This window comes from Actinokineospora lacus (genome assembly GCF_053813445.1).
Genome location: NZ_JBQERA010000004.1, coordinates 339781 through 356130, shown reverse-complemented (window position 1 = coordinate 356130; position 16350 = coordinate 339781). Strand labels below are relative to the sequence as shown.

The following is a 16350-nucleotide window of genomic DNA, read 5'->3' as shown; positions in this document are numbered from 1 at the left end:
CGTGCCCCACAACGGAAATACGGCCTAGTTGAGGTGGCGCAGCTCGGGCCACAGCCGCGACCACGGCCGGGTCGGCCCGGCGCACAGCAGGACGGTGTTCTCGCTGAGTTCGTTGGCCAGCGGCAGTTCGTCGCCGAGGCGGTCGGTGACGGCGCAGCCGCCGAGCAGGTCGGCCACCCGCCGGGAGGTGGGCCCCACCAGCAGCACGGGCCCGTCGGCGGTGTCGGGCGGGGCGCCCCAGTCGGCGAAGGACATGTGCCCGGAGTGCGGCGCGGGCAGCCCGTGGTCCGGGCCGAAGCGGGCGATCGCGCCCGCCTCCCCGTAGCTCTGGGTCAGGATGACGGCGTTCTCCCGCTCCCCGGCGGGGATGGTCTCCCAGCGTCGGGCCACTATGGACACGAACTCGGGCCAGCCCATCTGCTCGACCTGCTCGTTGTTCAGCTCGGCCAGGTGCACCGAGACCGCCTGCGGCAGCACGGGCAGCGCCGCCAGGCCACTGATCGTCACCGCCATGGCGAACGCCACGGCCGCGAGCTTGCGCCTGCCCGCGTCGATCCAGCGCAGCGCGGGAACGACACCCGCGGCCAAGGCCACCAGCAGCAGCGGCATCAGGTAGTAGGACTTGCCGCCGAAGGCCAGCATCGCGACCACGAAGACCAGGTAGGCCACGGTGAACGGCCGTGCCCAGCGCACCGACGGGTCACGCCACATGCGCACCAGGCCCGCCACCCACACCGGGACGAACAGCGGGGAGAGCTGCAACACCTGCAACGGGAAGAACATCACCCGGTTCTCCACGCCGACGTCGTCGCTGATCATGGCGGCGACGGCGAACTGCGGCCAGCCGTTGGCCGCGCCCCACAGCAGGTGCGGCGCGGCCACGAGCAGCGCGACCCCGGCGCCCGCGGCCAGCCACCACGTCCGCAGCACCTGACGGGGGCCGACCAGCAGCACCGCCGCGAGCAGCCCGGCGACCAGCAGGGCCACCAGCCACTTGTTCGTCATCCCGACGCCGAACGCCGCGCCGATGGCCAGGTGCCAGCGCGGCTCGCCGGTGCGCAGCAGCCGCAGCACCAGCCAGCTGATCACCAGCCACGCCACCAGGTCCGCGGACGCGGTCACCAGCATGTGCCCGGTGGCGAGCACGAAGCCCGACGCCGCTGCGCAGGCCGCCGCGACGGCTTGGGCGCGCCGGTCGGCGCCGAGTTCGCGGGCCACCAGCACGACGCAGACGACCGCGACGCAGGCGAGCAGCGTGGCCACGGCCCGCAGCCCGACGAGGGTGTCGCCGAACAGGGCGGTGCTCGCCCGCGCCAGCAGCGGGGTCAGCGGCGGCTGGTCGACGTAGCCCCACGCCGGGTGGTCGCCCGCCACGAGGAAGTACAGCTCGTCGCGGTGGTAGCCGTAGCGGCCGGACACGGCGGTGAGCACGGCCGCCAGCACGGCGACGACGGCAGCGACCGGTCGGGCGGCGAAGGGGGGCAGCCGGCGCGCCGGTGCCCCGCGCGCCGCGGTCGCGGTCAAGTCCGTTGTGGTCACGCGGTCGAGCATGGCAGTCCGGCCGCGGCTTTCCAGACCTCGACCGATGTCCTGTTGTTGCGTCCGGTTCCGGCCAGCCCCGACGCGCTCCTGAGCCGCCCGCGGCGGCGGTAGCGTCGGCCTCGCCTGCGCGGCACCGGGCTCCCCATGCCCGGCACGTCCTCCGACGCGGCGCTGTCCACCCGGCCCGTTCGCCCCTGCGGGCGAGTGAGGGAGTGACACCAATTGCTGGAAGCACACGACCTGGTCAAACGCTACGGGCCCGTCCGGGCCCTGGACGGCTTCACCCTGAGCGCCGCCGCGGGTGAGATCGTCGGTCTGCTGGGCCACAACGGCGCGGGTAAGACCACCTTCGTCGAGATCACCGCCAACCTGATCCGGGCCGACAGCGGCCGGATCACCGTCGACGGCAAGTCGCCCGCCGACGTGCGCGGCATGGTCGGCATCTCCCCGCAGCGGTTGGGCCTGTACCCCTCGCTGACCCCGCGCGAGCACCTGCGGGTGTTCGCGGGCCTGGCCGGGCTGCGCGGGTCCGCGCTGCGCCGGTCGCTGGACGAGCTGGTCGTCTCGCTGCGGATGACCGACTTCGTCGACCGCCCGGTCGGCAAGCTCTCCGGCGGGCAGCAGCGGCGCACCCAGGTGGCCACCGCGCTGCTGGGCGAGCCGCCACTGCTGCTGCTCGACGAGCCCACCGCGGGCGCGGACATGGAGACGCGCGAGGCGATGCTGGACGCGGTCAAGCGCTGCGCCGCCGGTGGCGCAGCGGTGGTCTACACGACCCACTACCTGCCGGAGCTGACCGAGCTGGGCGCCACCATCGCGGTCGCCAGGGACGGGCGGGTCATCGCCCGCGGCACCTACGCCGACCTGGTCGACGGCCTGCCCGGCGAGATCGGGCTGACCCTCGACGGCGAGGACGAGGTCCGGGTGTCCACGACGAACCCGACCGCGACCCTCATCGACCTGCTCAGCCGCACCGACCGCCAGGTGAGCGCGGTCGAAGTGCGCAACCCCACCCTCGACGACCTCTACCGGTCCCTGGCGGTGACCCATGTCCGTTGACGCGCCACCGCGTCCCACCCTCGGGCGCGACGCGCTCGTCGACTCCCTGCACCGGGTCGCGGTCCTCTCCCGCCACAACGCCCTGCTGCGGCTGCGCGACCCCGGCCAGACCATCAGCTACATCGTCATGCCGATGGTGCTGATGCTGGTGCTCAAACCGCTCTACGTCCGGGCCGTCGATGCGGGCCCGACCGCGGCGGCGACCGGGCTGCTGGTGATGTTCTCGGTGTTCGCCATCGCCATCGCGGGCAACTCGGTGATGATCGAGCGCACCTGGCACACCTGGGACCGGGTGCGGGTCACCCGGGCCAGCCCGACGGAGCTGCTGGCGGGCAAGGTCGTGCCGATCTTCGTGCTGATGGTCGGCCAGCAGGTGATCCTCCTCGTCTACGGCAGCCTGGTGATCGGCATGCCGTTCCCGGCCGCGCCGCACCTGGTCGCGGTGGCGATCGGGGTGTGGGCGTTCGCGCTGCTGTCGATGGCGGCGCTGCTCGCGGCGGTCGTGCGCAGCCAGGGCGACCTCAGCATGATCTGCGACGTCGGCGCGTTGACCATCAGCGCGGTCGGCGGGGCGCTCGCGCCGCTGGCGCTGATGCCCGACTGGCTCCAGGTGGTGGCGCACCTGTCCCCAGGGTTCTGGGCGCTGACCATGCTGCAGGCCGCGGTCGCCGGTGACGCGGCGGCGATGCTGCTGCCCATCGCCGTGCTGCTCACGCTCGGCCTGGTCACCGGCGCGTTCGCCGCCCGCAGGATTTCCCGCGGCTGGGGCCGCAGCCGACTGCTCTGACCACCAGACGCCGGTTCTCCCGGTAGGAATAAGGGGCTTGGTTGATGGATCAGCGACATGTGCACGGTGAAAGCCACCCGGCCGGGGAACCCGCTATCGCGATCATCGGCATGTCCGGCCGGTTCCCCGGCGCGGACGACGTGGCATCGTTCTGGCGCAACGTCCTCGACGGCGTCGAGGCGTTCACCGTCTTCTCCGATGAGGACCTCGACGCCGTGGGCGTGAGCCCGGAGGTCTACTCCCGTCCCGACTACGTGCGGTCCCGGCCGGTGCTGTCGGACATCCGCGGCTTCGACGCGGGCTTCTTCGGCTACAGCCCGAGGGAGGCGGCCCTGGCCGACCCGCAGCAGCGGATCTTCCTGGAATGCGTGTGGGAGGCCCTGGAGACCGCGGGCTACGCCACCGCGGCCGACCGGGGCACGGTCGGCGTGTACGCCGGGATGAACATCAGCTCGTACCTGCTGAGCAGGCTCTCGGCGTTCGACATGGGCATCGACGCCGACGCGCTGATGATCGGCAACGACAAGGACGCGCTGCCCACGACCGTGTCCTACCGGCTCGACCTGCGCGGGCCGAGCGTGGCCGTGCAGACCTTCTGCTCGTCGTCGCTGGTCTCGGTGCACCTCGCGGCGCACAGCATCCGGCGCGGCGAGTGCGACATGGCGGTCGCGGGCGGGGTGTCGCTGCGCATCCCCGACCGCGTCGGGTTCCTGTACCAGGACGGCGGCCAGGCGTCGCCGGACGGGCACGTGCGGGCCTTCGACGCCGACGCGCGCGGCAGCATGTTCGGCGACGGGTCCGCGGTCGTCGTCCTGAAGCGGCTGGACCGCGCGGTCGCCGACCGCGACACGGTCTACGGGGTCATCCGCGGGTCGGCGGTCAACAACGACGGCGCGCTGAAGTTCAGCTACCAGGCGCCCAGCGTCGAGGGGCAGCGCCGCTGCGTCGCCGACGCCATCGCCGCCGCCGGGGTGGACCCGGCCGACATCTCCTACGTCGAGGCGCACGGCACCGCGACGGAGGTGGGCGACCCGATGGAGGTCGCCGCCCTCGCCGACGCCTTCGGCCCCACGCCGGAGAAGCAGTACTGCGTCCTGGGCTCCACCAAGCCCAACGTCGGCCACCTCGACCGGGCGTCGGGGGTCACCGGGCTGATCAAGGTGTTGCAGTCGCTGCGGCACGAGGTCATCCCCGGCACGCTGCACTACAGCACGCCCAACCCGGAGATCGACTTCGCCGCCGGCCCGTTCCGGGTCAGCGCGGAGCCGGTGCCGTGGCCGCGCGAAGACGGCAGGCCGCGCACCGCGGGCGTCAGCTCGCTGGGCATGGGCGGCACGAACGTGCACGTCATCGTCAGCGAGCCGGAGCCGCTCGCGCCCCGGCCGCGGCGCGCGCGGCGCTGGCAGGTGCTGCCGGTGTCGGCGCGCACCGCAGGCGCGCTGGACGCCAGTTGCGCGCGGCTCGCCACCGCGCTGGCCGAGGACACCGGCACCGACCTCGGCGACACCGCCCACACCCTCCAGGTGGGCCGCAAGGTGTTCGCCCACCGGGCCCTCGTCGTCGCCGACACGGCGGCGGTCGCGGCCGAGGGGCTGACCGGCGGGGCGGGCAAGCTGGTCCGCAACGACGCCACGGTGGGCCGCAGGGTCGGCTTCCTCATCGCCGGGGTCGGCGAGCAGTACCCGGGGATGGTGGCCGAGCTGTACGCCACCGAGCCCGCGTACCGCGCCGAGGTCGACGCCTGCCTGGCCGTGCTCGGCCTGGCGGACGCCGCGGCGCTGTCGGACATCTTCGTGCCCAGCGAGCGCGACGCCGCCGCGGCAGGCGACCTGGCGAGCCTGCTGGGCCGCGCCGCGCCCGCCGCCCCGCTGTCCGACACCGCCGCGCACCTGGTGCAGCCCGCGGTGTTCGTGGCCGAGTACGCGCTGGCGCGCCTGCTGATGCGGTGGGGCGTCGAGCCGGAAATCATGATCGGCTACAGCCTCGGCGAGTACGTGGCCGCGTGCCTGGCGGGAGTTCTGTCCCTTGAGGACGCCCTGCGCCTGGTCGCCCACCGCGCCAAGCTGATCGCCGCGCTGCCCCCGGGCGCGATGCTGGCCGTCGGCGCGGACGGGCAGCAGGTGCTGACCGCGCTGGGCCCGGAGATCGCCGACCGGCTGGACATCGCCGTGCGGACGGGCTCGCAGACCGTGCTCGCGGGACCGGGCGCGGCGGTGGCCGCCGCGCAGGAGAAGCTGCTCGCCGACGGCGTCGGCTCGCGGCGGCTGGAGACCAGCCACGCCTACCACTCCCGCATGCTCGAACCCGCCGCGGCCGAGCTGACCGCGTGGATCACCGAGAACATCACCCTGAACGCGCCCGAGCGGCCGTACCTGAGCAACGTCACCGGCCAGCCCGCCACGGCGGCCGACGTGACCGACCCGGCCTACTGGGCGCGGCACATGTGCCAGACCGTCGAGTTCGACGCCGGGCTGGCGCACGTCCTCGCCGACCCGGCGCTGGCCCTGGTCGAGATCGGACCGGGCCCCTCGCTGGGGGCGCTGGTCCGCGGCCACGAGGCGTGCGACCGGGCCCGCTGGCCGCTGGTGACCGCGACCCTGCCCGCGGCCAACGACCAGCGCGAGACCGGGTTCGCCCTCGCCGAGACCGTCGGCAGGCTGTGGCTGGGCGGCGTGGCCGTCGACTGGGCCGCGGTGCACGCCGACGAGCCGGACGGCTGGCGGCCGGGCCGGGTCCCGCTGCCGACCTACCCGTTCGAGCACCAGGAGTACTGGCTGGAGGGCAGCACCAGGGCGAGCGCGCCCGCCGAGTCCGAAATGGACATCGACGACCCGATGAGCGTGCTCAACCACCTGCCCCGCCTGGACGACACCCAGTGGGTGCACGTGCCGGTGTGGCGGCAGACCACCGCCCGCCCCGCGGCCGCGGAACCGGGCGGCACCTGGCTGGTCTACACCGACACCGGGGCCGCCGACCTGCTGGCCGCCGCGCTGCGCGCGCGAGTCGAGGCGGCGGGCGGGCAGGTCGTGCTGGTGTGCCCCGGCGCGCGCTTCGAGCGCGGCCCCGACGCGCTGCTGGTGCGGGAGGGCTCGGCCGAGGACGCCACCAGCCTCCTGCGCGACCTGGTGGGTCGCGGCCTCACCCCGGACCGGGTCGTGCACCTGTGGAACACCGAGACGGCGGGCTTCACGCACGCCGACAACCTGCGGCGGGGCCTGCACACCCTGGTCGCCTACGCGCGGGCGGCGGGCGACCTCGGCCTGCGCTCGTGGTCGCTGGACGTGGTCACCACCGGCGGGCACCGGGTGCTCGACACCGACGCCGTGCTCCCGGACACGTCCAGCGTCCTGGGCCCGGTCCGGCTCATCCCGGTGGAGTACCCGGGCGTGCGGACCCGGCTGGTCGACGTCGAGCCCGGGGTGGCGGCCCAGCCGGCCGCCCTGCTGGGCGAGCTGTTCGCCGACCCGGCCGACCAGGTCGTCGGGCTGCGGCTCGGACGGCGGTGGACGCCCTCCTACGAGGTGCACGACGCCGCGTGCGTCGACACCGCGGCGCCCGCGGTCGAGATCCGCCGCGGCGGGGTGTACCTGGTGACCGGCGGCCTCGGCGGCATCGGCATGGCGATGGCCGAGCGGCTGGCCCGCGACCACCAGGCCAGGCTGGTGCTCATGGGCCGCACCCCGGTGCCGCCGCGCGAGCAGTGGGGCCCGATCCTGGCGGCCGACTCGGCCACCGCGGAGGTGCGCAGGCGCATCGAGGGCCTACGGCGGCTGGAGGCCCTGGGCGCGCAGGTCGTGACCGTGGCGGGCGACGTCTCCCGCCCGGCCGACGTCCGCGCCGCGCTGGCCGCGGCCGAGGACCGCTTCGGCGCGCTGCACGGCGTGCTGCACGCGGCGGGTGTGCCCGCGGTGGGCCTGATGCAGTTCAAGACCAACACCGACATGGAGCGGGTCTTGGCGCCGAAGGTCGCGGGCACGCTGGCCATCGTCGAGGCGCTGCGCGGCACCCCGGTCGACTTCGTGGTGCTGTTCTCGTCGGTCACCTCGGCGACCGGCGGCGGCGCGGGCCAGGTCGACTACTGCGCGGCCAACGCCTTCCTCGACGCCGTCGCGCTCAGCGAGCCGCTGCCGGGCACGGCGGTGGTGTCGATCGACTGGTGCGAGTGGATGTACAACGGCTGGACCGACGGCCTGGAGAACTACGACGAGGAGTCCAAGAAGTTCTTCGAGTGGTACCGCGGCACGTTCGGCCTGAGCTTCGACGACGGCTGGCTGGCGCTGCGCAGGGTCCTGGCGGGCGGCGAGCGGCACGTCGTGGTGTCCACACAGGACTTCAACCCGCTGGTGGAGATGTCGCGCCGCTCCTCCATCGAGAGCCACCAGGCCACCGTCCGCAAGATCCGCGACGCGATGGGCCGCCACCCGCGCCCGGAGCTGTCCACCGCCTACGTCGAGCCGACCACGCCGGAGGAGCGGGCCATCGCCGAGGTCTGGGGCGAGGCGCTGGGCCTGGAGCAGGTCGGGGTGCGCGACAACTTCTTCGAGCTGGGCGGCAACTCGCTGGTCGGCATGGAGATCATCGCCGACGTGCGCAAGCGGCTCGAGCTGATCTACCTGCCGCCGCACATCATCTACCAGTCGCCCACCGTCGCCGCCCTCGCCGAGTCGGCCATCGCGGCCCGCACCGGCGAGACCGACACCGCCGACGACGCGCCCAGCCCGGCCCAGGACCAGCGGCAGTCGCGGATGGCCCAACGACGCAACGCGCTTCGCAGCGGGAGGACCTCATGACCGAGACCGACTACTCGTCGGCGGTTGCCCTGATCGGGATGTCCGGCCGGTTCCCGGGAGCCGGGTCGGCGGCACAGCTGTGGCGGAACCTGACCTCGGGCACGCGGGGGCTGCGCGAGCTGGGCGAGGACGAGCTGCGCGACAGCGGCATCGACCCCGGCCTGCTCGCCGACCCCCGGTACGTGCGGGTCGGCGGCCCGGTCGCCGACCTCGACCGCTTCGACGCCACCGTGTTCGGGATCAACCCGCGCGAGGCCGAGACCATGGACCCGCAGCACCGGCTGTTCCTGGAGTGCTCGTGGGAGGCGCTGGAGGGCGCGGGCTACTGCCCGACCGAGGTGCCCTGCCAGGTCGCGGTGTTCGCGGGCTGCGGGTTCCCGGACTACGTCATGCGCAACATCGAGCACCTCGCGGGCGAGCCGGGCGGGCAGCTGCTCATGGCGGTCGGCAATGAGCGCGACTCGCTGGCCTCCCTGGTCTCCTACAAGCTCGACCTGCGCGGGCCCGCGATGACGGTGCAGACGTTCTGCTCGACGTCGCTGGTGTCTGTGCACATGGCGTGCCAGAGCCTGCTCACCTACGAGTGCGACATCGCGCTGGCGGGCGGGGCGTTCACCCCGCTGCCCGAGCCCGCCGGGTACCTCTACGAGCAGGGCGGCATCATGTCGCCCGACGGCCGGGTCCGCAGCTTCGACGCCGACGCCAACGGCACCGTCATGGGCGCGGGCGTCGGCACGGTCGCCCTCAAGCGCATGGCCGACGCCATCGCCGACGGCGACATCATCCACGCGGTCATCCTCGGCTCGGCGGTCAACAACGACGGCCGCTCGCGCGCGGGCTACACCGCCCCCGGCGTGGACGGCGAGGCCGAGGTGATCCGGGCGGCGCTCGACGTCGCCGGGGTCGGGCCGGAGACCGTGGGCTACGTCGAGTGCCACGCCACCGGCACCATGCTGGGCGACTCGATCGAGCTGGCGGCGCTCAACCGGGTCTTCGGGAGCGCGGCGCGGACCGAGCCGTGCGTGCTGGGCTCGCTCAAGCCGATGATCGGCCACCTGGACCGCGCCTCGGGCGTGACCGGCCTGATGCGGGCGGCCATGGCGCTGGGCAACGAGGTGCTGCCCGGCGTCCCGGACTACCGCAACCCGAACCCGGCGCTGGCCTCGGCGTCGGACCGCTTCACCGTGCTCACCGGGGACCGGCCGTGGGCGGCGGGCCCGCACCCGCGCCGGGCCGGGGTCAGCTCGTTCGGCTTGGGCGGCACCAACGCCCACGTCGTGCTGGAACAGGCCCCGCCGCGCGCGGAGCGACCGGCGCGGCCGGGCCCGCACCTGCTGGTGTTCTCCGCCGCCGGTGAGGCGGCGCTGACCGCGATCGGCGAGAACCTGGCCGCGCACCTGGGCTCGGACACCGCCGACTCGGCCGACCTCGCCGATGTCGCCTACACGCTGCAGATCTCGCGCGGCGGGTTCGCCCGCCGCCGGGCCGTCGTCGTGGCCGACCGGGCCGACGCCGTCGCCGCGCTGGCCGACCCGGAGCGGTGGGTCGAGGGCAAGACCCAGCGGCGCAACGTCAAGGTGCGGCTGGTGCCCGACCCGGACGTCCCGGCCGCCTGGTGGACCGCGCTGCGCGAGGCCGTCGAGCGGCTGCTCGGGCCGGTTGACGGCGCCACCGCCGATGGTCCCGGTGTCCTCGCCGCGGCCCTTGCCCGCCTCGGCATCGCGGTGGCGGGCACGGGTGGTGGCGCGGTGGAGGAGTTCGCCGTCGCCCCGGACGGCCGCGCGGCCGACGAGTGGCTGCTGGCCGCCGTCGCCGAACTGTGGATCGCGGGCTGCCCGGTCGACTGGTCGCTGCTGCACGGCGGCGCCGGGCGGCGCGTCCCGCTGCCGACCTACCCGTTCCAGCGGCGGCGCTACTGGATCGACCCCAAGCCCGCCGCGGCCGTCGCCGAGGCCGCCACCGAGGGCAAGACGTTCGACCGCGACCGGTGGACGTACCTGCCCGCGTGGGAGCAGCGCCCGCTGGCGGTCTCCGACCTGGGCGAACGGGTGCGGATGGCTGGTCCCTGGCTGGTCATGGCCGACGACCCGCGCGGCGAGGCCCTGGTCGAGCACCTCGTCCGGCACGGCGCCGACGTGATCGCGGTCCGCCCGGGGGCGGGGTTCGGCCAGGACGACCGGGGCGACTTCACCGTCCGGGTGGACTCGGCGGCGGACTTCACGGCCGTGTTCGGGGCACTGCTGGAGTCGCCGAGGACGGTCGTGCACGGGTTCAGCCTGGCCGCCGAGGAGGCGGGTCCCGACCCGCTGGCGCACTTCGCCGCCGAGCAGGTGCGCGGGTTCTACTCGGCGCTGGCCCTGTGCCGGGAACTCGCCGAGGGCGATGACCCGGGCAGCCGCACCGAACTGGTCCTGCTGACCTCGGGCGCGGTCGGGGTCGCCGGGGCCGACCAGCGCCACCCCGAGCACGCGGCCCTGGCGTCGCTGGCCCCCAGCCTCGCCCAGGAGAACCCGCGCGTGCGCGCCCGTTCCGTCGACGTGGGCGAGGTCGCCACGCACGACGAAGCCGGGCTCGAGGTACAGACCACCCGCGCGCTGGCCGCCATGGTGTGCGACTACGCGGGCCCGATGGCCGTGCGCGGGGACGACTCGTGGCTGCGGACCTACCAGCCGCACCCGGTGCCGATGGCCGAGTCCGCCATCCAGCCGGGCGACACCGTCCTCATCACCGGCGGCCTCGGCGACGTCGGCCTGACCCTGTCGCGGCACCTGGCCGACAAGTACGGCTGCAAGCTGGTGCTGACGGTGCGCAGCCCGCTGCCCCCGCGCGAGGAGTGGGCGGAGCACCTGGCCGCCGTCCCGGCGGGCGGGGAGCGCTCGGCCCGGCACATCCGCAACATCCTCGACCTGGAGGAGCGCGGCGCCACCGTGCTCACCGCGTCGGCCGACGTCTCCGACAAGGCCGCCATGCGGGCCGTGGTCGACGCCGCGGTCGCGGAGTTCGGCGGGATCGACGTCGTCGTCCACGGCGCGGGCGTGCAGGACGGCAGCGGGTTCGGCTTCGCCCACGCGATGGACAGGGCCGCGTGCGAGGCGCACTTCGCCGCCAAGGTGGGCGGGTTCCACGTGCTGCAGGAGGTGCTGGGCGAGCACGCGAAGGACCGGCGGATCACCCTGTCGTCGGTGTCGGTGGCCCTCGGCGGCATCACCCTCGGCCCGTACACCTCCGCCAACGCGGCCCTGGACGCCTACGCGCGGGCGGCGCGCTCGGCGGACGCGGGCCGGTGGGTGAGCGTCAACTGGGACACCTGGAACATCGACGCCGAGCGCCTGGAGACCCACAGCTCCGCGGTCATGGACTTCGCCATGGCCCCGGCCGAGGGGGTCGACGTCTTCGAGCGCGCGCTGGCCGCGGGCGACCGCGTCGGGCACGTGGTGATCTCGACCGGGTCCCTGGACGCCCGGGTCGCCAAGTGGGTCGTCGGCGACATCCACGCCGCCGCCGACGACGAGGCCGACGACCGCGACCACCACCCCCGCCCGGAGCTGGACACCCCGTTCGTGGCGCCCCGCGAGGGGACCGAGGCCCGGCTGTGCGGGATCTGGACCAGGGTCCTGAGCATCGAGCCCATCGGCGCCCTGGACAACTTCTTCGAGCTGGGCGGCAACTCCCTGCTGGCGATCGAGATGACCGCCCGCATCCGCAAGGTGCTCAAGGCGAACGTCGCCGTCACCGCGCTGCTGGTGAGCCCGACCGTGCGCGACCTCGCCGCCCGGCTGGACGCCGCCGCGGCTGTGGAGGACATCCCGACAGCCGTCGCGGTGTAGTCACTGCTGATGGGGTGCCGCCTTGAAGAAGGCGGCACCCCATCAGCGTTTCCGCGGGCCGCGTGCTCAACTGCCCGAGCGCGGACGACCCCCTTTACCCGGCAACGACTTCTGGCCGGGCGTGGGACGCCCGGCCAGAAGTGTTCGGTTGTGCGGTCAGTACCGCGCGCGGGTGCCCGCGGGCCGGCCGAGGCGCAGGGCCATCGACAGGTAGCGGTGGGTGCGGGCGGCCTGCTCGAAGACGGCGAAGTGGCCGCCGGTGAACAGGTGGAAGCGGAACTCCCCGAGCGTCTGCTCCCGCCAGCAAGCGACCTGGTCGTGCCGGACGCGCGGGTCCGCCGTGCTGCCGAAGGCCGTCACCGGCACCGACAGCGGCGGTTCCGCCAGGTACTCGTAGGTCTCCTTGACCTCGAAGTCCGCGCGCACGGCCGGGAGGACCATGCCGACGGCCGCCGGGTCGTTCAGCAGCCACTCCGGGGTGCCGCCGAGCTCCCGCAGGAGGTCGACCAGCTGGGCGTCGCTCATGCCCATCACCGGGATGTCGTCGTCCATGTTGTGGTGCGGGGCGACGAACCCGGAGACGAACAGGTGCAGGGGGTCGGGCGCGTCGCGGCGGCGCAGTTCGCGCAGCAGCTCGAAGGCGACCAGGGCGCCGAAGCTGTGGCCGTAGACGGCGTACGGGCGGCCCTCGGCGACGACGGTGTCGGCGAGGTCGGCCACCAGGGCGGGCATGCGCAGGTACGGGGGGTCCTGGAAGCGGCCCTCCCGGGCGGGGAGCTGGACCGGCAGGACCGCGACGCCGGGCAGCACGCCCAGCCAGTCGCGGTAGACCGACGCGCCCGCCCCGGCGTGCGCGAGGCAGTACAGGGCGGGCGCGTCGGCGGGTTCGCCGGTCTGGCGCAGGAACGGGAACCAGCTGCTGGCGGCGGCCATGTCAGCCGATTTCCAGGCGCACGTAGGACGGCGGCGGCTGCACCGTCGTGAGGTCCGCCTCCAGCACCACGGCCGCGCCGTCGCGGGAGACCTCGCGGAACCCCGCGAAGGCGTAGGTCACCTGCATCATGCGGTTGCGCCCGGTCTCGACGAAATCGGCGCGCACCCCGGCCCCGGCCTCGGCGGCGAGCCGCATGATGTGGTTGAGCAGGACCATGCCCACGCCGCGGGACATGACGCGGCAGGACATGAGCATCATGCGCAGCCACCACACGTCCCCGGAGCGCTCGACCAGGGCGAGGCCGATCTTGCCGTAGCTGCCGAACTTGTCGGTCAGCGACGCCACGAGCAGCAGGTGGTCGCCGGACTCGCGCAGCGCGTCCAGCTCGTCGTAGGAGTACGTGCGGCCGGTCGAGTTGAGCTGGTTGGTGCGGACGGTCAGCTCCTCGGCGCGCTGGAGGTCCTCGCGGCGGGCCGGGGCGATGGAGAAGACCATCCCCAGGCTCGCCAGGAACTCCTCGTTGGTGCCGACGAACTCGACCTCCAGCCCGTCGCGGGCCAGCTGCGCCTGGTACATGGCGCGGCGCTGGGCGGACTCGTCGGTGACGAAGCGCGGGCGGAACTCGGCGCGGGACAGCTCGACGTCCATCTCCGCGGTGTCGACCAGCAGCACCTCGGGGACGCCGTGCGCCACCTCGGCCAGCTCGAAGGGCTGGTCGTCGACGAAGGCGAAGGCGTCGAGGCCCAGGTTCAGCGCCTTGGCGATGCGCCGGATCGAGTCGGACTTGGCGTTCCAGTTGATCTGCGGGAACAGGAACATCCCGTCGAGGCCGAACTCCCGCAGCTTGGCGAACGCCGCGTCGTGGTCGTTCTTGCTGGCCACTGAGTTCAGCACGCCCATGCTGTCGAGGCGCCGGATGTGCTCCACAACGGACGGTCGGAGCGTGACCTCGCCGTCCTCCAGCAGGACGCCGTCCCACACGGTGTTGTCCAAGTCCCACACGACGCACTTCACGCGGCCTTGGATTGGTTTGGCGGGCGCGGCAAAGCCGGGTGCCCGGGAATCGACACTCACCAGACCGTCTCCCTGTCTGCCTGTCCAGCGATGGTGGTTCGCTGGATCTCGTTGCTGCCCTCGATGACCTCCATCACCTTGGCATCACGGTAGAGCCGGGCGACCGGGTAGTCGGGGCCGAACCCGTTGGCGCCGTGGATCTGGACCGCCTCGGCCGCGTGCCGGGCGGCGGCGGTGGAGGCGAAGTACTTGGCCACCCAGGTGGCCATGACGGTGGCCGAGTCGCCCGCGTCCTTGAGCCTGCCCGCCTCGGTGACCAGCAGCCGGGCCGCGCGGACGTCGGTGACCATGTCGGAGAGCTTGGCCTGGATCAGCGGCAGCTCGCGCAGCGCGACGCCGCCGACCCGCCTGCGCGCGGCGTAGCCCGCGCTGGCCTCCAGGCACGCCTGGATGATGCCGACCGACCCGGCCGCCACGCTGTAGCGGCCCATGTCGAGGGTGGCGGTCAGGACCATGCCCGCGGTGAACCCGGTGGGCCCCAGCAGGGCCTCCGGGCCCAGGCGCACGCCGCGGAAGCGGACCTCGGCCAGCATCGACGCCCGGGTGCCGAGGATGTCGTCGATGGGGACGACCTCCACCCCGGGGCTGTGCCGGGGCACCAGGAACGCGCCGATGCTGGACTCCGTGCGGGCGAAGACCAGGAACAGGTCGGCCCGCTGCCCGCCGGTGATCCACTTCTTGGTGCCGTCGAGCACCCAGCCGTCGCCGCGGGGGCTGGCCGTGGCGGCGATCCCCGCGGCGTCGCTGCCCGCGCCGGGCTCGGTCAGGCAGAACGCGCCCAGGACCTCGCCGGAGGCGAGCAGGGGCGCCCAGCGGGCGACCTGCTCGGCGCTGCCCCAGCGGCGCACCGCCCACGCCGCCATCGTGTGCACGGTCAGCAGGCTGCGCACCGACGAGCAGCCGCGGCCGAACTCCTCGTGGACCTCGCCGAGGGTGACCATGTCCATGTCGGACCCGCCCACCTCGGCGGACAGGAACGGCGCCCACAGCCCGGCGTCGGCGATCCGGCGCAGCAGGTCCTCGGGGACGCGCCCCTGCCGGTCCCACACCTCGGCGTGCGGGGTGATGTGGGCGTCGACGAACGCGCGGGCGGCCCGGCGGTCGGCCACCCGCGCGCCCGCGGGCGCCTCGACGAGGCCGGTCACGGTCACGTCCGCTCGGCCGGGTCGGCCGCGAGGCGCCCGACCAGCGCGGCCATTGAGTCGGCGCTGCGGAAGTTGTCCAGCTGCAGCTCCTTGTTCGGGATGGTGACGGTGAAGGTCTTCTCCACGAACATCACCAGTTCCATGGCGAACAGGGAGTTGACGAAGCCCAGGGCGAAGATGTCCTGGCCCGCGTCGATCTCCACCTGCGGGTAGCGGCCCCTGACGAACTCCAGGATGGTCTCCGCCGCGTCCGCGGCCTGGCTGGTCTGCTCGATCGTCACTGTGCGCTCCTTCTGGCTGTCGGCGGGGTCCGGGTCACCGCTGGGCCGTGTCGTAGGTGTAGAAGCCGCGGCCGCTCTTGCGGCCGTGCAGCCCGGCGTCGGTCATCTGCTTGAGCAGCGGGCACGGTCGGTACTTGCTGTCGGCGTAGTGCTCGTAGAGCACCTCGACGCTGTAGAGGATGGTGTCGACGCCGATGAGGTCGGCGGTCTCCAGCGGGCCCATCGGGTGGCCGAAGCAGCCGCGGAACACCTCGTCGACGGAGGCGGCGTCGGCGACGCCCTCGTGCACCAGGTAGGCGGCCTCGTTGACGGTGAGCATCAGCACCCGGTTGGAGATGAAGCCGCAGGAGTCCTTGACGTCGACCTCGCGCTTGCCCATGGCGTGCAGGACGGCCCGGGTGCGTTCCACGGTCTCCGGCGAGGTGTGCACGCCCGGGATCAGCTCGACGACGGGCTTGGCGGGCACCGGGTTCATGAAGTGCACGCCGATGACCTTGTCCGGGCGCCGGGTGACCGAGGCGACCTTGGTGATCGGGATGGCCGAGGTGTTGACGACGAAGACGGTGTCCGGCCCGCACTCGGCGTCGAGCTGGCGGTAGACCTCGCGCTTGACGTCCCAGTTCTCGGTGACGTTCTCCACGATCAGCTCGGCCTTGGCCGCGGCGGGCACGCCCACGGCGGTGGTGATGCGCGCCAGCAGCGCGGCCGGGTCGAGTTCCGGCCCGCCCATGAGCTTGCTGAGCCGGGCGTTCATGGCGATGGTGGCCCTGGCCTTGTCCAGGATCTGCTCGTCCCGGTCGACCAGGACGACGTCGAACCCGGCCGAGGCCAGGTTCTGCGCGACGCCGACGCCCATGACGCCCGCGCCGATCACCCCGATGACTGTCACGGTTTCTCCATCCGATGGTGGG

The 16350-nt window shown here is 73.6% G+C and carries 10 protein-coding genes; 4 read left to right on the top strand and 6 right to left on the bottom strand.

All coding sequences use genetic code 11. The features are described from left to right. Positions 1–24 precede the first annotated feature (24 nt). Positions 25–1539, bottom strand: coding sequence for a glycosyltransferase family 39 protein (locus tag ACTG9Q_RS12565; RefSeq protein ID WP_455572897.1), 1515 nt, complete (start codon positions 1537–1539; stop codon positions 25–27). Positions 1540–1764: 225 nt separating this feature from the next. On the opposite strand from ACTG9Q_RS12565, the gene ACTG9Q_RS12560 reads away from it, so the two are divergent. From ACTG9Q_RS12560 to ACTG9Q_RS12545, 4 genes are read left to right on the top strand one after another with little or no spacing between them, the layout of a single operon-like run. Beyond that, positions 1765–2601 (top strand): ABC transporter ATP-binding protein, encoded by an 837-nt coding sequence (locus tag ACTG9Q_RS12560; protein WP_455572896.1) that lies wholly within the window; start codon positions 1765–1767, stop codon positions 2599–2601. Then, positions 2591–3388 (top strand): ABC transporter permease, encoded by a 798-nt coding sequence (locus ACTG9Q_RS12555; RefSeq protein WP_455572895.1) that lies wholly within the window; start codon positions 2591–2593, stop codon positions 3386–3388. Before ACTG9Q_RS12560 ends, ACTG9Q_RS12555 begins: the two co-directional genes overlap by 11 nt. Before the next feature lie 44 nt (positions 3389–3432). Further along, positions 3433–8178: an SDR family NAD(P)-dependent oxidoreductase gene (locus tag ACTG9Q_RS12550; RefSeq protein WP_455572894.1), complete on the top strand. Its 4746-nt coding sequence runs from the start codon at positions 3433–3435 to the stop codon at positions 8176–8178. Beyond that, the gene (locus tag ACTG9Q_RS12545; protein ID WP_455572893.1) at positions 8175–12005 is read left to right on the top strand and encodes an SDR family NAD(P)-dependent oxidoreductase; all 3831 of its coding nucleotides are present in this window, start codon (positions 8175–8177) and stop codon (positions 12003–12005) included. The genes ACTG9Q_RS12550 and ACTG9Q_RS12545 overlap by 4 nt, the downstream gene beginning before the upstream one ends. 156 nt (positions 12006–12161) lie before the next feature. Here the strand turns inward: ACTG9Q_RS12545 and ACTG9Q_RS12540 are convergent, their stop codons facing one another. From ACTG9Q_RS12540 to ACTG9Q_RS12520, 5 genes are read right to left on the bottom strand one after another with little or no spacing between them, the layout of a single operon-like run. Next, positions 12162–12938: a thioesterase II family protein gene (locus ACTG9Q_RS12540; protein WP_455572892.1), complete on the bottom strand. Its 777-nt coding sequence runs from the start codon at positions 12936–12938 to the stop codon at positions 12162–12164. 1 nt (position 12939) lies between these two features. Next, positions 12940–13953 carry an HAD-IIIC family phosphatase gene (locus tag ACTG9Q_RS12535; protein ID WP_455572891.1) on the bottom strand — a complete coding sequence of 338 codons (1014 nt, stop codon included), beginning with the start codon at positions 13951–13953 and terminating at the stop codon, positions 12940–12942. 56 nt (positions 13954–14009) lie between these two features. Then, positions 14010–15164 carry an acyl-CoA dehydrogenase family protein gene (locus ACTG9Q_RS12530; RefSeq protein ID WP_455572890.1) on the bottom strand — a complete coding sequence of 385 codons (1155 nt, stop codon included), beginning with the start codon at positions 15162–15164 and terminating at the stop codon, positions 14010–14012. Beyond that, positions 15161–15439, bottom strand: a complete 279-nt coding sequence (locus ACTG9Q_RS12525) for a phosphopantetheine-binding protein (RefSeq protein ID WP_455572889.1) — start codon at positions 15437–15439, stop codon at positions 15161–15163. Before ACTG9Q_RS12525 ends, ACTG9Q_RS12530 begins: the two co-directional genes overlap by 4 nt. Positions 15440–15473: 34 nt before the next feature. Then, the gene (locus ACTG9Q_RS12520) at positions 15474–16328 is read right to left on the bottom strand and encodes a 3-hydroxyacyl-CoA dehydrogenase family protein (RefSeq protein ID WP_455572888.1); all 855 of its coding nucleotides are present in this window, start codon (positions 16326–16328) and stop codon (positions 15474–15476) included. Positions 16329–16350: the final 22 nt, after the last annotated feature.